This window comes from Chryseobacterium ginsengisoli (assembly GCF_039542325.1).
In the GTDB taxonomy this organism is placed as follows: Bacteria; Bacteroidota; Bacteroidia; order Flavobacteriales; family Weeksellaceae; genus Chryseobacterium; species Chryseobacterium ginsengisoli.
This window is the reverse complement of record NZ_BAABHX010000012.1, coordinates 25669-42787: the sequence shown is the minus strand read 5'-3', so window position 1 is coordinate 42787 and position 17119 is coordinate 25669. Positions and strand designations below refer to the sequence as shown.

The 17119-nt window shown below is 35.1% G+C and carries 12 protein-coding genes and 1 pseudogene; 11 read left to right on the top strand and 2 right to left on the bottom strand.

Annotated elements, in window-relative coordinates; all coding sequences use genetic code 11:
- The 8 genes and pseudogenes from ABD940_RS22370 to ABD940_RS22335 all read left to right on the top strand — a co-directional run.
- The coding region (locus tag ABD940_RS22370) for a T9SS type A sorting domain-containing protein (RefSeq protein WP_345208718.1) at nucleotides 1-458 on the top strand (458 nt) is incomplete at its 5' end.
- Between the two features lie 6 nt (nucleotides 459-464).
- Nucleotides 465-3320, top strand: a complete 2856-nt coding sequence (locus ABD940_RS22365; protein WP_345208716.1) for an RHS repeat domain-containing protein — start codon at nucleotides 465-467, stop codon at nucleotides 3318-3320.
- Nucleotides 3321-3323: 3 nt separating this feature from the next.
- On the top strand, nucleotides 3324-6917 hold the full coding sequence (locus ABD940_RS22360) for a DUF6443 domain-containing protein (RefSeq protein WP_345208714.1): 3594 nt from the start codon (nucleotides 3324-3326) through the stop codon (nucleotides 6915-6917).
- Nucleotides 6918-6926: 9 nt separating this feature from the next.
- Nucleotides 6927-7349, top strand: a complete 423-nt coding sequence (locus ABD940_RS22355) for a hypothetical protein (protein ID WP_345208712.1) — start codon at nucleotides 6927-6929, stop codon at nucleotides 7347-7349.
- A gap of 6 nt (nucleotides 7350-7355) precedes the next feature.
- Entirely contained in the window at nucleotides 7356-7562 is a 207-nt protein-coding gene (locus tag ABD940_RS22350; RefSeq protein ID WP_345208710.1) for a hypothetical protein, read from the top strand.
- A 182-nt stretch (nucleotides 7563-7744) separates the two neighbouring features.
- Nucleotides 7745-7987 (top strand): annotated as a pseudogene (locus tag ABD940_RS22345) (hypothetical protein); the annotation flags it as partial.
- A gap of 241 nt (nucleotides 7988-8228) precedes the next feature.
- Complete coding sequence (locus ABD940_RS22340) at nucleotides 8229-8432, top strand: hypothetical protein (protein ID WP_345208707.1); 204 nt, start codon at nucleotides 8229-8231, stop codon at nucleotides 8430-8432.
- A gap of 102 nt (nucleotides 8433-8534) precedes the next feature.
- Entirely contained in the window at nucleotides 8535-9026 is a 492-nt protein-coding gene (locus ABD940_RS22335; RefSeq protein WP_345208705.1) for a hypothetical protein, read from the top strand.
- A 70-nt stretch (nucleotides 9027-9096) separates the two neighbouring features.
- On the opposite strand, the gene ABD940_RS22330 is transcribed toward ABD940_RS22335, so the two are convergent.
- A complete protein-coding gene (locus ABD940_RS22330; protein WP_345208703.1) occupies nucleotides 9097-9774 on the bottom strand; it encodes a YceI family protein in 678 nt (225 codons plus the stop codon).
- Nucleotides 9775-10056: 282 nt separating this feature from the next.
- Here ABD940_RS22330 and ABD940_RS22325 point away from each other — a divergent pair, with 282 nt between their 5' ends.
- The 3 genes from ABD940_RS22325 to ABD940_RS22315 all read left to right on the top strand — a co-directional run bounded on the left by ABD940_RS22325 (nucleotide 10057) and on the right by ABD940_RS22315 (nucleotide 15505).
- The gene (locus ABD940_RS22325) at nucleotides 10057-12459 is read left to right on the top strand and encodes a hypothetical protein (protein WP_345208701.1); all 2403 of its coding nucleotides are present in this window, start codon (nucleotides 10057-10059) and stop codon (nucleotides 12457-12459) included.
- A gap of 332 nt (nucleotides 12460-12791) precedes the next feature.
- Nucleotides 12792-14915, top strand: a complete 2124-nt coding sequence (locus ABD940_RS22320) for a Tex family protein (protein ID WP_345208699.1) — start codon at nucleotides 12792-12794, stop codon at nucleotides 14913-14915.
- Nucleotides 14916-14926: 11 nt separating this feature from the next.
- Nucleotides 14927-15505, top strand: a complete 579-nt coding sequence (locus ABD940_RS22315) for an RDD family protein (RefSeq protein WP_345208697.1) — start codon at nucleotides 14927-14929, stop codon at nucleotides 15503-15505.
- A gap of 12 nt (nucleotides 15506-15517) precedes the next feature.
- On the opposite strand, the gene ABD940_RS22310 is transcribed toward ABD940_RS22315, so the two are convergent.
- Nucleotides 15518-17089: a M20/M25/M40 family metallo-hydrolase gene (locus ABD940_RS22310; RefSeq protein WP_345208695.1), complete on the bottom strand. Its 1572-nt coding sequence runs from the start codon at nucleotides 17087-17089 to the stop codon at nucleotides 15518-15520.
- Nucleotides 17090-17119 lie beyond the last annotated feature (30 nt).

Here is a 17119-nt window from a genome sequence, read left to right as displayed (position 1 = left end):
ATGAAACTTTTTGGATGCTATATTTAGACCAAAACGGTAATGAGCAGTGGAGAAAACATGTGAAAGGAGAATCAAGAAAACATGAAGAAAGGCTGTCCGATATTAAACTGAACAGAGACGGATCGATTATTCTTGCCGGAACAAGCGCAGAAGAACTCGGAAAAGAGAACTGGAAGATTGTAAAACTGGGAGATAAACAGCTTGATCAGCTGATCGAGAAACAGGATATTAAGATCTATCCGAATCCTGTATCGGATTATGCGTATGTAGAAATCGGGTTTGAATTTAAAGATGCTGATATTGTGATGTATGACATGGGAGGAAGACAGTTGCAGAGTATTAAAACCAAAAATAAGGTGACCAAGATCAATACTCAACCTTTGATTCAGGGAGCGTATCTGATTTCTGTGAAAACCGATGCAAATAAAACGGCAAGTGCAAAATTGATTAAAAAATAAATACAAATGAAGAAAAATTATAAAGCCTTCACAAAATACATGATGGCTATCTTTTTACTTTTAATAAGTAATACGATTTTAAAAGCACAGGGATATGGCTTTGAAGTACAGAAAGATTCCTACAATAAAACTCCTGACGGAAATATTGCTAATGGCTTGCCACAAATTGGTTTTCCATTGCTTACTGTTCCTACAAGCTCACCCAAACTGTCTTTCAGTTTTGGGATAGACTATAATGCCAACAGAACATCAGATCAGAATCTTCCCGGCGATGTAGGGAAAGGATGGAGCCTATCGGAGGATTATGCGGTTGTGCGGGTATCACATGGTTTGCCTGCAGATTATAATATTAATCATACAGCAGCTTTTTATGCAGGCAATGTAAATGATGGAAATGTATTTCAGTACAGCATTCCTGGAGAATCTGCCAAATTCATGATCAACTATGATAAAGCAGCCCATCAGTATGTGGGAATTTCTGACAATGGTTTTAAAAGTAAAATACTGATAGAGAAAAATACGACCGATACCTTGGTATACAAAATTAAATCTTTTACTGTAATAGACCCTAAAGGTTTAAAATATATTTTTGACAAGCCCGATATTTCTTATTACAGAGGGATCGGTGATAATCACATTGTACAAAAACGCTTTGTAGACCTTTATCATGGAGCATTTCATCTTACAAAAATACTAGATAATAAAGATAATGTATTAGCCACTTTTGAATATCTTACCTCGACAGGTACGGTAAATGACAGCAGAGGCTCTTATAACATTGCACAGAATAAAATAAGCAAGATTCTCATTCCTAATGTTGGAAGCATCACCTTCACATATTCCGGATGGGATATCGTTTTTCCACAAATGGTTCCGTTACCTAAAATCATTGTTAAAGATGTTTCAGGGAATATAATGAATCAGGTATTGTTTGAATACATGGGAAATTATTTAAATTCTTTTGCCACCCTTGATAAAAACAATGCTGTTATTGAAAAATACTCGTTTGAGTATAATGGTTTCAGTGAGGGTTCTTCCAATTTTGATCAATTTGGGTTTCCCAATAATCTATCTTACTGTTCTATTGACGGTAATGAGAGATTCTTTAGTCCTATTGCTCCTAATCCTAAATACAGCACTTTAGGATTATTGAAAACGGTATATCTTCCTACAGGAGGGCGAACTGAATATGAATATGAATCAAATACCATCAGCTCTCCCGCTCCCTACTATACCTATCCCGGTTATTTTGATTTTTATAATATGGATGTAGTGTATGATGCAGATTTTTCTAAGCAGTTAACATCTCCTCCTGTGGTTATTAATGTAGATCCAGTCAAGTATCAAAAATATTTTGTTACGATAACTGATGGAATAACATATTTTAAAAGTACCGACAGAATAGATCATTATGGAGTAGATTATTATATAACAAAGGCTAGTGACGGATCTTCTTTAGATAACCTTTTCACTTATCATGATATGGACACTGATACCTATAAGACATGTGATGATCTAAAAACGTTTACACCTCCTAACGATTCACCGGTAAATATTAACATTGTCGGTAAATCATCAGGACATATCAAAGTATATGCTGTTAAAAGTGATCTTGCACCTTTCAACTATACAGAAGGTGTACGAATAAAAAATATAAAAAAATACGAAGGGGATAATGCTTCAACACCCAATGAAAATCTGAATTATCAATACAATTATTTTGATAATCCACAGGCATCAAGTGCTGAAGATTATGGGATCATCTCTTATCCTCTTCCGTCAGGATTGGAGAAAGTTATGAGACAAATGGTCTATAAAAATGTAAAAGTAACAGATATTGTCAGAAACTTTTATACAAAATATACCTTTATGCTTCCTTCGGAAATTATTGCGGCAATCAGTCAGCCTATCACTGTATTGTTGGATTACGGAGCCCCTTACAGCACAGGACTGCCTGTGAAAATAGAACAGTATACAGCAGGCAACCAGCTGGTGTCTGAGAAAAACTTTCAGTATACTTTCAATTATAAAACCTTAGCAGACAAATATCTGGTTCCTTCAGACTTTAAATATCCACTACTTCAGAAGCAAATTACAACGGAAAAGATGTATCGTGAAAACAATACCATTCTTACCGCAAGTAGTGAAAAAATATATGAACCGTTATTCAGTAACATGATATCAGAAAAAAGTACGGATTTTTCAGGAGAAACGACAGAGGCTACGTATAAATACGCTTCAGAAATGCAGAACCAAAAACTTTTGGCGGATAATAAAGTGGCAACTGCCATAGTTACCGAAATAAAGAATACAAGAAACGGGGTGACAACTCCACTATCCAAAACGGAGAACCTGTATGCCACGGCCAATTCTTCCGAGCCGTCGGGAATGATTTCTTATGATCCTGTGAACGGAGCATCTTCTACGGAAGTAGTTATTGATAAATATGATACCTATGGTAACGTTATCCAGATGACGGGCAAAGACGGGATGATCAACTGTATTGTGTATGGATATCACGGGACACTTCCGATCGCTAAAATATCAGGAATAAGCTATGATTCGCTACAAAGCCAGGGACTTTTATCTTCCATTATCACCGCTTCGGACGCGGATGCCGATAATTCGGCTAATGAAAGCCAGCTGTTGAGCGCGCTGAGTATCTTCAGAAGAAGCGATGCCCTGAAAACGCTTCCTGTAATTACTTATACTTATGATCCTCTGATAGGAGTTACAAGTGAAACGGATGCTGCAGGAATTAAAAAAGTATATCAGTATGATAATGCCAACAGACTCATTAAGATACTGGATGCATTAGGAAATACTTTACAGGAATTTAAAACACACATTAAAGGACAATAACCCATGAAAAAAAATAAACTTCTCTATTTATTTCTACTGTCAGCGACGGGAATCCTTCGCGCTCAGGTACAGCCAACATCTACAGAGAATTATCTCTATACAAAGACCTGCCTTAATAACGACTGTACAAAAAAATCTGAATCTGTCACCTATTATGACGGACTGGCAAGACCCAAGCAGAATATCCTCCTGAATGCAACGCCACAGGAGAAAGACCTTGTCAGTAAAATAGAATATGATAATGCAGGAAGACAGTCTAAGTCTTACCTTCCGCTCCCACAGCAGACAAGCCAGAACGGGGCAATTTATACTTCTCCGGACACCTCATTTTATGGTGCAGAGAAAATATACTCTGAAAACAGGTTTGAAGATTTTCCAAGAGCAAGACCTACCGAAAGCTATCCTCAAGGGACAGCATGGTCTGATAAACCTGACCGTTATACTTATGCAACGAACGGAGCAAATGAAGTAAAGATGTATGTGGCACAGACCACTTATCCTAATAATATCCCGTCGACAACTCTTGTGCAATCCGTAAATTATCCTGCAGCTACGCTGGACAAAACAACGGTAACGGATGCCGACCTGAATCCTTCCACCGCTTATAAGAACGGAAAAGGACAGACGGTAATGGTAAGGAAGAATGATGGGGTACATAATACGGAAACGTATTACGTATACGACAATTACGGAAGACTGTCTTATGTGATACCGCCTCTTGCCTCCTCAGTTGCCCTTACAACTTCCAATATCGATAAGCTTTGCTATCAGTATCTCTACGATACAAGAGGAAGACAGATCGCCAAAAAGCTTCCCGGCAAAGGTTGGGAATATATGGTATATGATAAAGCAGACCGACTTGTTCTTTCTCAGGATGCTGCCATGAGCTCTAATGCTCAATGGCTGGTCACCAAATATGATCAGTTCGGAAGAGTGGCTTATACGGGAATTCTGACAGGAGGAGACAGAGCCACAAGACAGAATGCACTTAATAATGTAGTAGTTACGGAAAGCAGAAGTACTACAGGCTTTACCAGAAACGGGATGACGGTGTATTACACAGAGAATAGTTTTGCAGGAGAGATGCCGACTGTTCTTACCGTTAATTATTATGATACCTATCCCGAAGGAAGTCCTGCAAGTCCTGCCCAGGTTTTAGGACAGAATGTGCTCCCACAGGATCCTCAGAACTCTGCGGTCAATACCAGGAGTTTACCGGTGGCATCTTATCTTAAAAATATTGAGAACGACAACTGGACAAAAAACTATACATGGTACGACAGTAAAGGAAGAAGCATCGCCACCTACTCCATCAACCATTTGGGAGGATATACCAAATCTGAATCTTTACTGGATTTTGCAGGGGTAGTACAGCAAACCGTTTCGAAACATAAAAGATTATCGACCGATACGGAAAAAACCATTACCCAGAACTTTGAGTATGATTCACAGAACAGGCTGCTGGTTCATAAACATCAGGTAGACAATTACCCGGTAGAGATCCTTGCTCAGAACTCGTATAATGCTATTTCCCAGCTTACCAACAAAAAAGTAGGAGTAACATCGGCGTCAACATCTTTGCAGAGCATCGATTATGCCTACAATATCCGTGGATGGATGACTAAGATCAATGATCCTAAAAACCTCAACGGAAAGCTTTTTGGCTATGAGATCAAATACAATCTGGTGGAAGGACAGGAAACTCCCAATACGGATTTCACCGACTTTAAGGTAAAAGCTAAATACAACGGGAATATTGCCGAGGTAGACTGGAAAACCAATACCACTACAGGAGACAACCTGAGAAGATACGGGTATGTATATGACGGGCTGAACAGACTTTCTGCAGGTTTTTATCAGAAAGATACCAATCCTTCTGCTAAGGAATATTTTGAGAAGGTAGATTATGATCTTAACGGAAATATCACCAATCTGAAAAGATCGGCTGATGCGCAACAGGGAGCCCCCGCATATAAGATTGACGATCTTACTTATGGGTACTCCGGGAACAGGCTGACTTCGGTTACTGATTCTTCAACAGATTATAGAGGATATCCCGATGTGTCCGGAATTCCGATCACTTATTATGAGGACAGCGGGAATATGAAAAGCCAGAAAGATAAGGGTATTCTTGATATCCAATACAATTATCTGGATCTTCCGAATTATATCACTTTTGATAAAACTTTTGTACCAAGGGTTAATCTCGGAGGTGGCAACAGTTTTAATGTAAATACTCAATATTGGTACAGAGCAGACGGAACAAAGCTTAAAAAATTATATACTTATGGTACAGGAACAGGAAATCAGGAAACGGCTACCGTTACTGAATATTTAGACGGCTTTCAGTATGGAGCAACCAGTACAACAGGGAAATTTACATTGGGATTAAAATTTGTTTCTACTGCGGAAGGCTACTATAATTTTGAAAATAATAAGTATATTTACAGCTATACAGACCATTTGGGAAATGTACGTTTGAGTTATTTCAAAAATGGGACAAGCGCAGAAGTTCTTGAAGAAAACAACTACTATCCGTTTGGATTGAAGCAGGAAGGATATAATCCTACTGCAGGAAATTCTTCTTACCAGTATAAATACAACGGAAAGGAATTACAGATGGAATCAGGAATGCTGGATTATGGATGGAGACAGTATATGCCAGAGCTTGGAAGATGGAATGGGATGGATCAACTTTCTGAACAATATAATTCTATTTCTCCATATGCTTATGTTGGAAATAATCCGATCAATATGTATGATCCGGACGGAAGACTTACAAAAGCGCAGACCGATTATATATGGAATAATTCTGGTCAGGGAGTGACAAGCTGGTCATTTAATACTGATGGAAGTCCTAAAATGAACTCTTATAATCCTATGAATGATTCAGATTCTCAGAGTTTGATAAATTCATTTTATGGAGCTGCATCTGGTCATGGATCATCGACCATTCATTATTGGACTGGAAGCCCATCAGTTTCTGGTTATATCATTAATAATGAATTATTTGGCAATCATAATTTTGGCACTCTGCATCAATTGACCATTCGAAATGAGATGAATTCAGAGCCTAACTGGTATGGTCCAGCAGGAAAAGGAAATTGGTTTTATAGTACTTCAGGGATTTTAAGTGGTTTTGCAGGAGCAGTACAATCCCAGAACATGTATTCCCAAGGGATAAGAAGAGGATTAGCAGGAAACTATATTTTAACAGGTAGAAACTTGAGCCAATTTGGTAAGATGGCAATGACTGACGTAACTATCCCTATTTCCAGAATTGGAAGAATCGGAAAATTTATAGGTCATACTTCTTTTTATTTAGGGGTTACATTTGACGCAATTGGTGTACGAAATTATATGAAAGATCCTAACTCCCCCAATTCAGTACATCCTGGAAAAGCTGCTTACAATACTGTAATGGGTGCTTTTGGCAACTGGGGAGGTGTTCCGGGTGCAGTTTTAAGCACAGGTTATTTTGGAGTTGATGCTTTTTATGATGATGGTTGGAATGGTGTAGGAAGAGATTTTGAAAAACTTCAGCAAAAAGCAGATTATACTATTGATTGGGGTACAATGGCTCCTAATGGAGCATAAAAATTTATTATGATAAAAAAAGCATATTATTATTTGTTCTATAAGATTTATAAATCAATAGAATACACCTCTGAAGAATTTGGAGGTGCTTTTTTGACTGATTTTAAAACAGGTTTAGTTATAGGTGCATTAGAAATTTGGTTATTGTTTTCAATAGGAAATTATTATTCAATTATAACCAAAAAAAATGCTGAATTATCTCTTACAATGCCAATTGTCTATATTCCTCTTGTAATATTATTGATTTTGAATTATTTTTCATTTATACATAATGATATTTGGAAAGAGTATAACAGAAAGTTTGATCAGTTACCAAAGAAGAAAAATATAATAGGTACATGGATTGTTGTAGGTGTAATTGTATTTATAATTGCAAATTTGATTTATTCATTTTATTTAATGAGCCAAATAGATTGGAGTTTGTATAGATAAAACAAAATGATAAAGAAAGCATATTATTATTTGTTCTATAAGATTTATAAATCAATAGAATACACCTCTGAAGAATTTGGAGGTGCTTTTTGGACTGATTTTAAAACAGGTTTAGTTATAGGTGCATTAGAAATTTGGTTATTATTATCAATAGGAAATTATTATTCAATTATAACCAAAAAAAATGCTGAATTATCTCTTACAATGCGGTAATGTGGTAATGTATTAGATTTAGTGATGGTACTATTTTAAATCTTTAACCTTCTGAAAATCAATAAAAATTAAAAACAAATTAATAGAAAACATGAGTAGAAATTCCCTACTCATGTTTATTTTTGGTGATAAAAACATATCTAAATGATTGAAGATCATTCCTCATGTATCAAAGTTAGTGATATTACAATTTTGAGAATAATAAGTATATTTACAGCTATACAGACCATTTGGGAAATGTACGTTTGAGTTATTTCAAAAATGGAACAAGCGCAGAAGTTCTTGAAGAAAACAACTATTATCCATTTGGATTGAAGCATGAAGGATATAATCCTACTGCTGGAAATCTTTCTTACCAGTATAAATACAATGGGAAGGAATTACAAACGGAAACGGGAATGTATGACTATGGAGCAAGATTTTGGTAATGTATCAGATTTAGTGACAGTACTATTTTGAATCTTTAACCTTCTGAAAATCAATAAAAATTAAAAACAAATTAATAGAAAACATGAGTAGGGAATTCCCTACTCATGTTTATTTTTGGTGATAAAAACATATCTAAATGATTGAAGATCATTCCTCATGTATCAAAGTTAGTGATATTACAATTTTGAGAATAATAAGTATATTTACGGCTACAAAGACCATCTGGGAAATATACGTTTGAGTTATTTCAAAAATGGGACAAGCGCAGAAGTTCTTGAAGAAAACAACTACTATCCGTTTGGATTGAAGCATGAAGGGTATAATGTACAGACCGGGAACCCAATTACCAATATACTGGTAAAGAATTGCAGAAGGAAACAGGCTGGAGTGATTACAGATAAAAAATGGGTCATGTATCAAAGTTGTGATGACATAATTTAAAACTTATATCCAACAGTAGACAGACCACACAGGAAATGCTATGAATCACCTGAAAATTAGCAACCAATTCTTTAATTCGGATTCTAAAAAAATCATGAATATATGATACAACATCTTTTAAAAAAAAGTAAACTGGTTTTAGTTTTTCTTATTGTGCTTGCCTGCAAAGAACAGAAAACAGAAATTATTAAAGAATATTATTTCCAAAGTGTAAAAGTTAACGACAAATTGGAAAAAGAAATATTTTCCTATAAAGAAGATTTGAAAAGAATGCAGGCTGCAGAATCAAACAACCTGAGTCTTTTCTTTGTGAAAAGAAATGATAGTATTTTTATAGAAATTGGAGATTATAAACCAAATCTTAAAATGATAAATATGTTGGGAGTTGAAGTCATGAAAAAAGATACCATTTATCTATTTACTGATAAAAATTTTAAAGAAAGTAATAATTTTTATAAGAATCAATTTGGTGAAAAAATAAAGATTATCACAAGTTCAAAACCAACTTTTAATCATTATGATCCACATTACAGATGTCTTTATATTGAAGGTAACAATATCAAAATACAATCTTACAATAACAAATGTAGATAGTTCTAAATTTAAAAACACAAAAAAAGCCACCTCAAAAAAGGCAGCTTAAATAATTGAATATCTAACAATATTATTTTTTAGCTTTTACATCAACAGCGATTTCGATGTCTTTGCTGATCATCCATTCTGCAGGATCTGCTTCGGAAGTTCCGAATTTGATTCCCCAATCAGCTCTGTTTACAGTGAATTTTGCCTGGATTGCAGCTGAACCTTCCGTTACATCAACTTTCGCAGGGAAAGTAACATTCATTGTTTTTCCAGATAAAGTAAGGTTTCCGCTTACCGTTTTATTTGCTCCTGCAACAGCATCTTTCGGTGCTTCTTTAAGATCTGTTACACTTGTAATTTTAAAGTCTGATGTAGGGTTTTTCGCAGTATCGAAGAAATCAGGGTTTTTAAGGTGAGCTTCAAGATCTGCAGGTTTTTTATCTTTTTCAGTTACTGAAGCCGGATCAACTTTAAGAGAGTTCATATCAATCACGAAGTTTCCAGCTGCAACGTTTCCGTTTTCAATGCTTAAATCTCCTGATTTTACCGCAAGAGTTCCCCAACGAGGAGCCATTCCTCCTTTATGAAAAGCTTTCCAGTTTACTACAGAAGCTACAGCATCTACTGTCAATACTTCACCTTTGCTTTCCGCAACTTTTTGTTCTGTTGCTGTTGCTGCGTTTTCTGCAGATTTTTCTTTGTTACAAGACGCTGCAAGCAATCCTACTCCTACTAATGCAATTACACTTAGTTTTTTCATATTATTTAAATTGTTTAAAAGTTTATTGATTCTAAATATAAGCAAAATGAAATATCCGGCAAGAATTTCATTCTCCTAAATGTTTTAAAGTCCAAAAATAGACAACTTCATCAGTTATTTTCTTATCATACATCAATAAATTAAGTCGCACTTTTTTAAACCTGATAACTGTTGTGCATTTTTAATAATATTTTAATCTGTTTTGCAATCGTTTGCATTGTATTAAAATATCAAATCATGTACATTTATACTTATCTATTTTAAACAAATATTTTTTGTGTTATGTCAAAAAAAATCATCTCTTTTCTATTCATTTTAATTGTATTAGGAAACTTTCAGGCACAGGGAAAAGCGGAAAAAGCTTTAGAAGTATTTTCGGAAAAATATCCTCAGGAAAAGATACATTTGGTTTTTAATAAAAACAGCTTTATAGCCGGAGAAAATATTTGGTTTAAATCGTTTGTTTTTGATGGATATGATCTTTCAAATATTTCTACCACTCTATTTGTAGAATTGTACGACAGTAATAAAACTCAAATCAGCAAAAAAATTCTTCCTTTAGTTAACGGACAAGGTAGTGGAAACTTTACGTTACCTGAAAATCTAAAAGAAGGAGTTTATTACGTCCGAGCTTACACAACATGGATGGCTAACTTTAATGAAGATTTTCAGACATTAAGACCTATTGTCGTTTATAATCCTTCGTCGCCGCAAAAGCTTGTCATTAATGATAATTCAAAATGGACAGCTTCTATTTTCCCTGAAAGCGGGACGTTTATAGATGGGATCGACACAAAATTTGCGGTTCGTTTACAGTCAAAAGGCATTACACCGACCGATTGGAGCGGTTATGTCGTTGATGCAGAAAAACCCGATGTGAAAATAACGTCTTTCAAAGGATTTGATCAGAATGTCGGATCGTTTTCATTGACTCCGAAAGCCGGAAAAAAATATAAATTAATCGTAGAAGATTCAAAAAGTAATAAGCAAACTATCGACTTACCAACTGTTTCGGATTCAGGGGTAAATCTTCAGGTTTCAACGGGTAATGAAGCAGTAAAGTTTTATTTAAAATCAAAAAATATTGCTCCGGGAACGTTATATAAAGTAATTGGAACGATTAGTAATCAGCTGGTTTTCAAAGTTAATTCAGAAAAAATACTGGAACAGAGCTACTCCATTCCTGCAGCGCAACTTATCAACGGAATTTTACAGCTTACCGTGTTTGATGATAAAGAAAATATCGTCGCACAGAGACTTTGTTTTATACAGCCTGAATTATTGAAAATCAAAAAACCGACACTTCAGTCTTTAGCACTTAATGAATCTCCAAGAACATTGAATACTTTTAATATCTCTCAAAATTCCGACAACGAAGCTTATACAGCTTTTGTAATGGATGGAAATTCAGAAAGTTCGGAAGATGAAAACAGTTTATTGAGTACTTTGTGGCTTACAGGAGATATCACTTCAAAAATATATACTCCGGCTCAGTATTTTACACAAAATCATAATTCAGAGGCTTTAGATGCTCTTTTAATCACGGAAAAATGGAAAAGATTCGACTGGAAAACAATCATGTCCGGAACTTTCCCTATCATCAGTTACAAACCTCAACCTTACATTTCTTATAAAGGAAAAGTAACTGTTCAGGGAAAACCTGCAGCCAATACAGATATGAATCTGCTATTTGAAAAGCCTGATCAAGGTACTAAACTGTATCAGATAAAAACTGATGCCAACGGATTTTTCTCTTTGAAAGGATTGTATTTTGAAGATGCCATTAAATTTTCCTATCAACTGAATGATGCTAAAATTCCCAAAGAACAGGTTCAGGTAATTTTTCAGCCGGATTATTCTTTTATTCCTTTAAAAAATAATTTACCTGCGAGTAATTACGATTTGGTACAGCGTGCAAACGAAGATAAACCAACCAATCAGGTAGAAAGATATATTGTAACTAAAAATAATCAAAGTTCTGTTAATGAAAAAGCCACTTTAATCGAAGAAGTAAATTTGAAAGGTCAGAAAAAAGACAAAACACAAGAACTTAATGAAAAACTGAGTGGTCCTTTGTTCCAAAGTGCAAATGAAACGGTTTTTGATTTGGTAAATGATAATAATTCAGCTCAAGGTTCTATCAATATTTTACAATGGTTGCAGGGAAGAGTCGCGGGATTAACTTTGGAATCTGATATGGGAAATTACATTCCGAAACTGAGAGGAAGTGAAATGAATATTTATCTGGATGAAATAAAAATCGATCCTTCTATGGTAAGCTCGATTTCAACAGCTGATATTGCCATGGTGAAAGTAATTAAAGATAATTTTGCAGGTGGTTTTGGCGGTGGTAAAGGAACAATTGCAATTTACACCAAAAGAGGTGGAATTACAGGTTCTGTAAGCAACTCCACTGTTCCGACAAAATTAAAGCAGATTACTTTAAATGGCTTCGACAAAGAAACACCATTTGTAAGTCCTGTCTATGGTGATGATAACTTTAATAATATTTCTAAAGATTTCCGAAGCACCCTTTACTGGAATCCCCGTTTAAAAACACAGCCAAAAGAACCGACAAAAATACAGTTCTATAATAATGACGATGCCAAAAGTTACAAGGTAATTATCATGGGATTCGATGAAAAAGACTACGCTCCTATTTATTACAATGAAACAATTAAATAAGTTCTTTAATTTTTAAACCACAAAAGTCACAAAAGATTAACATACTAAGTATTTTTAAGTTTGATAATGGACTGAAAATAAGAACACACAAATTTTTAAAAATCTTTGATGTTTATTCTTTTGAGAACTTTAAATATTCTAATTTTTACGTTACGATTATCTTTTGTGACTTTTGCCGTTAGTTCTGAAAGTAATTTAAACAAGTTTGTTTATAAAAGCTTTTACTTCTTTCGTGATTAAAATTAAAACAGTACAGTTTGTGCTGTTTTTTTGTTTTAAATCCATTATTCTTTTGTAAAAAAGTCAGTACTTTAGCCATTCAAAAATTTAAAATGAACACAACAAGCTATATAAAGCAAACTCTCAATATATCCGAAAAAAGCATCAACGCAACTTTAGAATTATTAGCTGAAGACTGCACCATTCCATTTATTTCACGTTATAGAAAAGATAAAACCGGAAATCTTGATGAAACTCAGATCGAACAGATTTCAAAGCTTAATAAGCAGTTTGAAGAGATTGTAAAAAGAAAAGAAACCATTTTAAAATCAATTGAAGAACAAAACGCTTTAACTCCGGAATTCAAACAAAGAATTGAAGAAAGTTTCGATATTCAGGAGCTTGAAGACTTGTATTTACCTTTCAAAAAAAGAAAGAAAACCAAAGCTGATGCCGCGAAAGAAAAAGGTCTGGAACCTTTAGCTAAAATGATTATGAGTCAGAAAGTTCAGGACTTACAGTTTTTGGCTTCAAAATATCTGAATGATCAGGTTTCTTCAGAAGAAGAAGCTTTACAAGGCGCAAGAGACATTATGGCAGAATGGATCAACGAAAATATGTATGTCAGAAAGAATCTTCGCCGATTGTTTCAGAGAAAAGCCGTTGTCACTTCAAAAGTGGTTAAAGCTAAAAAAGACGAAGAAGACGCTCAGAAATTTTCGCAATATTTCGAATGGGAAGAAAGCCTGAACAGAATGCCTTCTCACCGATTGTTGGCAATGTTGAGAGCCGAATCCGAAGGTTTTGTAAAGACAAATATCGGAATTGATAAAGATGAAGCCATCGATTTTATTGAAAATGCCGTTATTAAATCAAATAACGAAACGTCAGAACAGATTTCGTTAGCCATAAAAGATGGTTATAAAAGATTATTAGAACCTGCCATTTCCAATGAAACTTTACAGGAAGCCAAAGAAAAAGCTGATAAAAAAGCCATTGAGATTTTCTCTGAAAACTTAACACAATTGTTGCTCGCTCCACCTTTGGGAGAAAAGAGGATTCTGGCGATCGATCCAGGCTATAAAAGTGGTTGTAAAATCGTTTGTTTAGACGAAAAAGGTGATCTTTTACACAACGAAACAATCTATCCTCACGCTCCACAGAACGAAAGCGGAATGGCAATGAAAAAGATCCGTTCGATGGTAAATGCTTATAATATTGAAGCCATATCAATCGGAAACGGAACAGCAAGCCGTGAAACAGAGTTTTTCATTAAAAAAATTGCATTCGACAAGCCGTTGCAGGTTTTTGTAGTTTCGGAAGCCGGAGCTTCGGTATATTCTGCGAGTAAAATTGCGAGGGACGAATTTCCAAGTTATGACGTTACAGTTCGTGGTTCGGTTTCCATCGGAAGAAGATTGGCGGATCCATTAGCGGAACTGGTAAAAATCGATCCAAAATCCATCGGAGTCGGACAATATCAACACGATGTAGATCAGACTCAGCTTAAAAACGAACTGGATTCTACCGTGATGAAATGTGTGAATTCTGTTGGAATTAATTTAAATACAGCAAGTAAATCTTTATTAAGTTATGTTTCCGGAATCGGAGAAAAGATGGCAGAAAATATCGTCAATTACAGAGCTGAAAATGGTGCATTTGAAGACAGAAAACAGCTTAAAAAAGTTCCGAGATTAGGCGAAAAAGCTTTTCAACAGGCAGCGGCGTTTGTGAGAATTAATAATGCTAAAAATCCTTTAGATAATTCTGCAGTTCACCCCGAAGCGTACGGAATTGTTGAAAAAATGGCAAAAGATCTTGGAATTAAAACCAATGAATTGATTGCTAATAAAGAGAAAATTACTTTGGTTCAACCTGAAAAATATATTACCGGAGATATCGGAATTTTAGGAATTAAAGATATTTTAAAAGAACTCGAAAAACCCGGATTAGATCCAAGAAAGGCAGCAAAAGTTTTTGAGTTTGATCCGAATGTAAAAAAGATCACAGATCTAAAAATCGGAATGATTCTACCGGGAATTGTGAATAATATCACCGCTTTCGGATGTTTTGTAGATTTAGGAATTAAGGAAAGCGGATTGGTTCATATTTCCCAACTAAAAGATGGTTTTGTTTCTGATGTGAATGAAGTCGTAAAACTACATCAACACGTTCAGGTAAAAATAACGGAGATTGATGAAGCGAGAAAAAGAATTCAGTTGAGTATGATTTTATAAAATATTTTGATTTGAAAATATCTGAAATTAAAGAAAGAAAAATCATTCACAGACCGACTCTGGATTTTGACGAGTACGGGAAAAGAATCTATCACGCTTATGAATATTACTTAGCCTATAATCCTGGTTTTAAAGGAAATGAAACTCAGAGATTATTTGCTAAATGGATTGATATGGCTGTATTTACTTTAATTTTTCATTTTATATTCAATAAAATTCTTATTATCAGTGTTTTACTTTCTATTCCTTGTGTGATTATTTTTGGAGCGATCACAGAATTTTATTGGGAAACAACTTTAGGAAAGAAAATATTTAGAATGAAAGTTATTGATGATGAAGGCAATTATCCAAGCCTTTCAAAATCATTATTAAGAAATTTTCTATGTCTGGTCAATTTCTATCCTGTTTTCACTGAGTACATACCTTTACCTAACAAAATAGGAGGTTTGTCAACATCTCGGTTGAATTTCAGTATGCATCTCAATAATAAAATCTGCAAAACCTATATCGTAAAAGAAAGTAAGATAGAAGAAATCCGAAGTTTATTGGATATTGAACAATCCAAAAATAAAGAGCGACTTATCGAATAAGTCGCTCTTTGTTTATTTATAATCTTTAGAATCCCTTCTCGGTTTTTGTATTTGAGGCCATTTCGTTGCTTGACCTTTATCGTCAAGAGGCATTGCTCTTTTATCACGGTTTGTAAATTCAGGATCTTCTGAAGCCATGTAAGCCAAAGTTGCCGTAAGAATCACATTATTTTTAACCTCATCAAAAATAATTTTATCATAGGTGTCCTTTGTTGTATGCCAAGTATAACCAAAATAGCCCCAATTTAAAGAACCTAAACCAAACGATGGAACTCCCGCAGCAACAAATGAAGCATGATCCGAACCTCCTCCTCCAGGCATTCCCGGGAAATCTGTTTTAACTTGATCTCTAACATTTTTCGGAGCTGCATTCAGCCATTTACCAATGTAATCGTAAGAATTGACAAAGCCTTGCCCACTGATGTTGACTACTCTACCCGTTCCGTTATCTTGGTTAAAAACAGCCTGAATTCCTTTGATAATTTCAGGATTATCGGCTACGAAACCTCTAGATCCGTTCAATCCCTGTTCTTCGCTTCCCCAAAGTCCGACAACAATTGTTCTTTTATTATTAGGATAATATTTTTTCAGAATTCTCATGGTTTCAAGCATCGTCAAAACTCCCGTTCCGTTGTCTGTCGCGCCTTGAGCTCCGTCCCACGAATCCAGATGCGCAGAAAGAATGATATATTCATCTGGTTTTTCTTTTCCTTTGATCATTCCGATCGTGTTGAAAGTTTTTGCTTCGGGAAGTATTTTTGACTGAGTTTCAACTTTAATTCTTGGTTTCTGACCGTTTTCAGCCATTCTGTACAACATTCCGTAATCTTCAACATCAATATCTATCATTAGAATTTTTGTGGTTTTTGCTCCGAAAATCCTGTTTGCTCCCATGATTCCCGTCCAGTTTGAAATGGAAATTCCCGCAGCTCCGGCTTTTTCTAAAGCTTCCGGAAGTGTATTGTTATCATAACCAATACTTTTCACGTAATCTGCGAAATCTTTTGTAGCCTTCGCTTTTTCCGCTTTTAGTTTTTCATATAATTCGGGAGTTGCAAATTCTTTAATTTGCTCATCGGAACGACCGATCTTTTGATATTGAGCAATAAGTACAATTTTACCTTTCGCAGAAGGAAGCCATTTATCGAATTCAGCTTTTGAAGATACTTTCGGTAGAATAATCACTTCAGCTTCGATTGCCTTTTTTGTAGCCGGACTCCAAGCCAATTGTGTTGCAGCCAAAGTTTTTACACGAGGATACGTCATATCAACATGCGTGATTCCTCTTTGCCATCCTTTCCATGTCCCGAATTGCTGTAGATTGGCTTCAATATCCCAAGAACGAAGCTTATTTGCTGTCCATTCATTTGCCTTCAACATTTCAGGAGTTCCTACTAAACGTGGCCCGATTCCGTCGAGAAGTTCAAAAGCCATATTTTCAAGTTGTGAATTGCTATTCACTTCATTCACAAAATTTTGAACAACCGGATTGAGTTTTTCCTGAGAACCCGCAGTTGTTTGAGCCAAAGAAAATTGTGTTGCCACAACCATCGCGGGCATCACAAAAAATCTGTTTATCTTCATAGTTTTATTGATTGGTTTAAAGATAAAAAG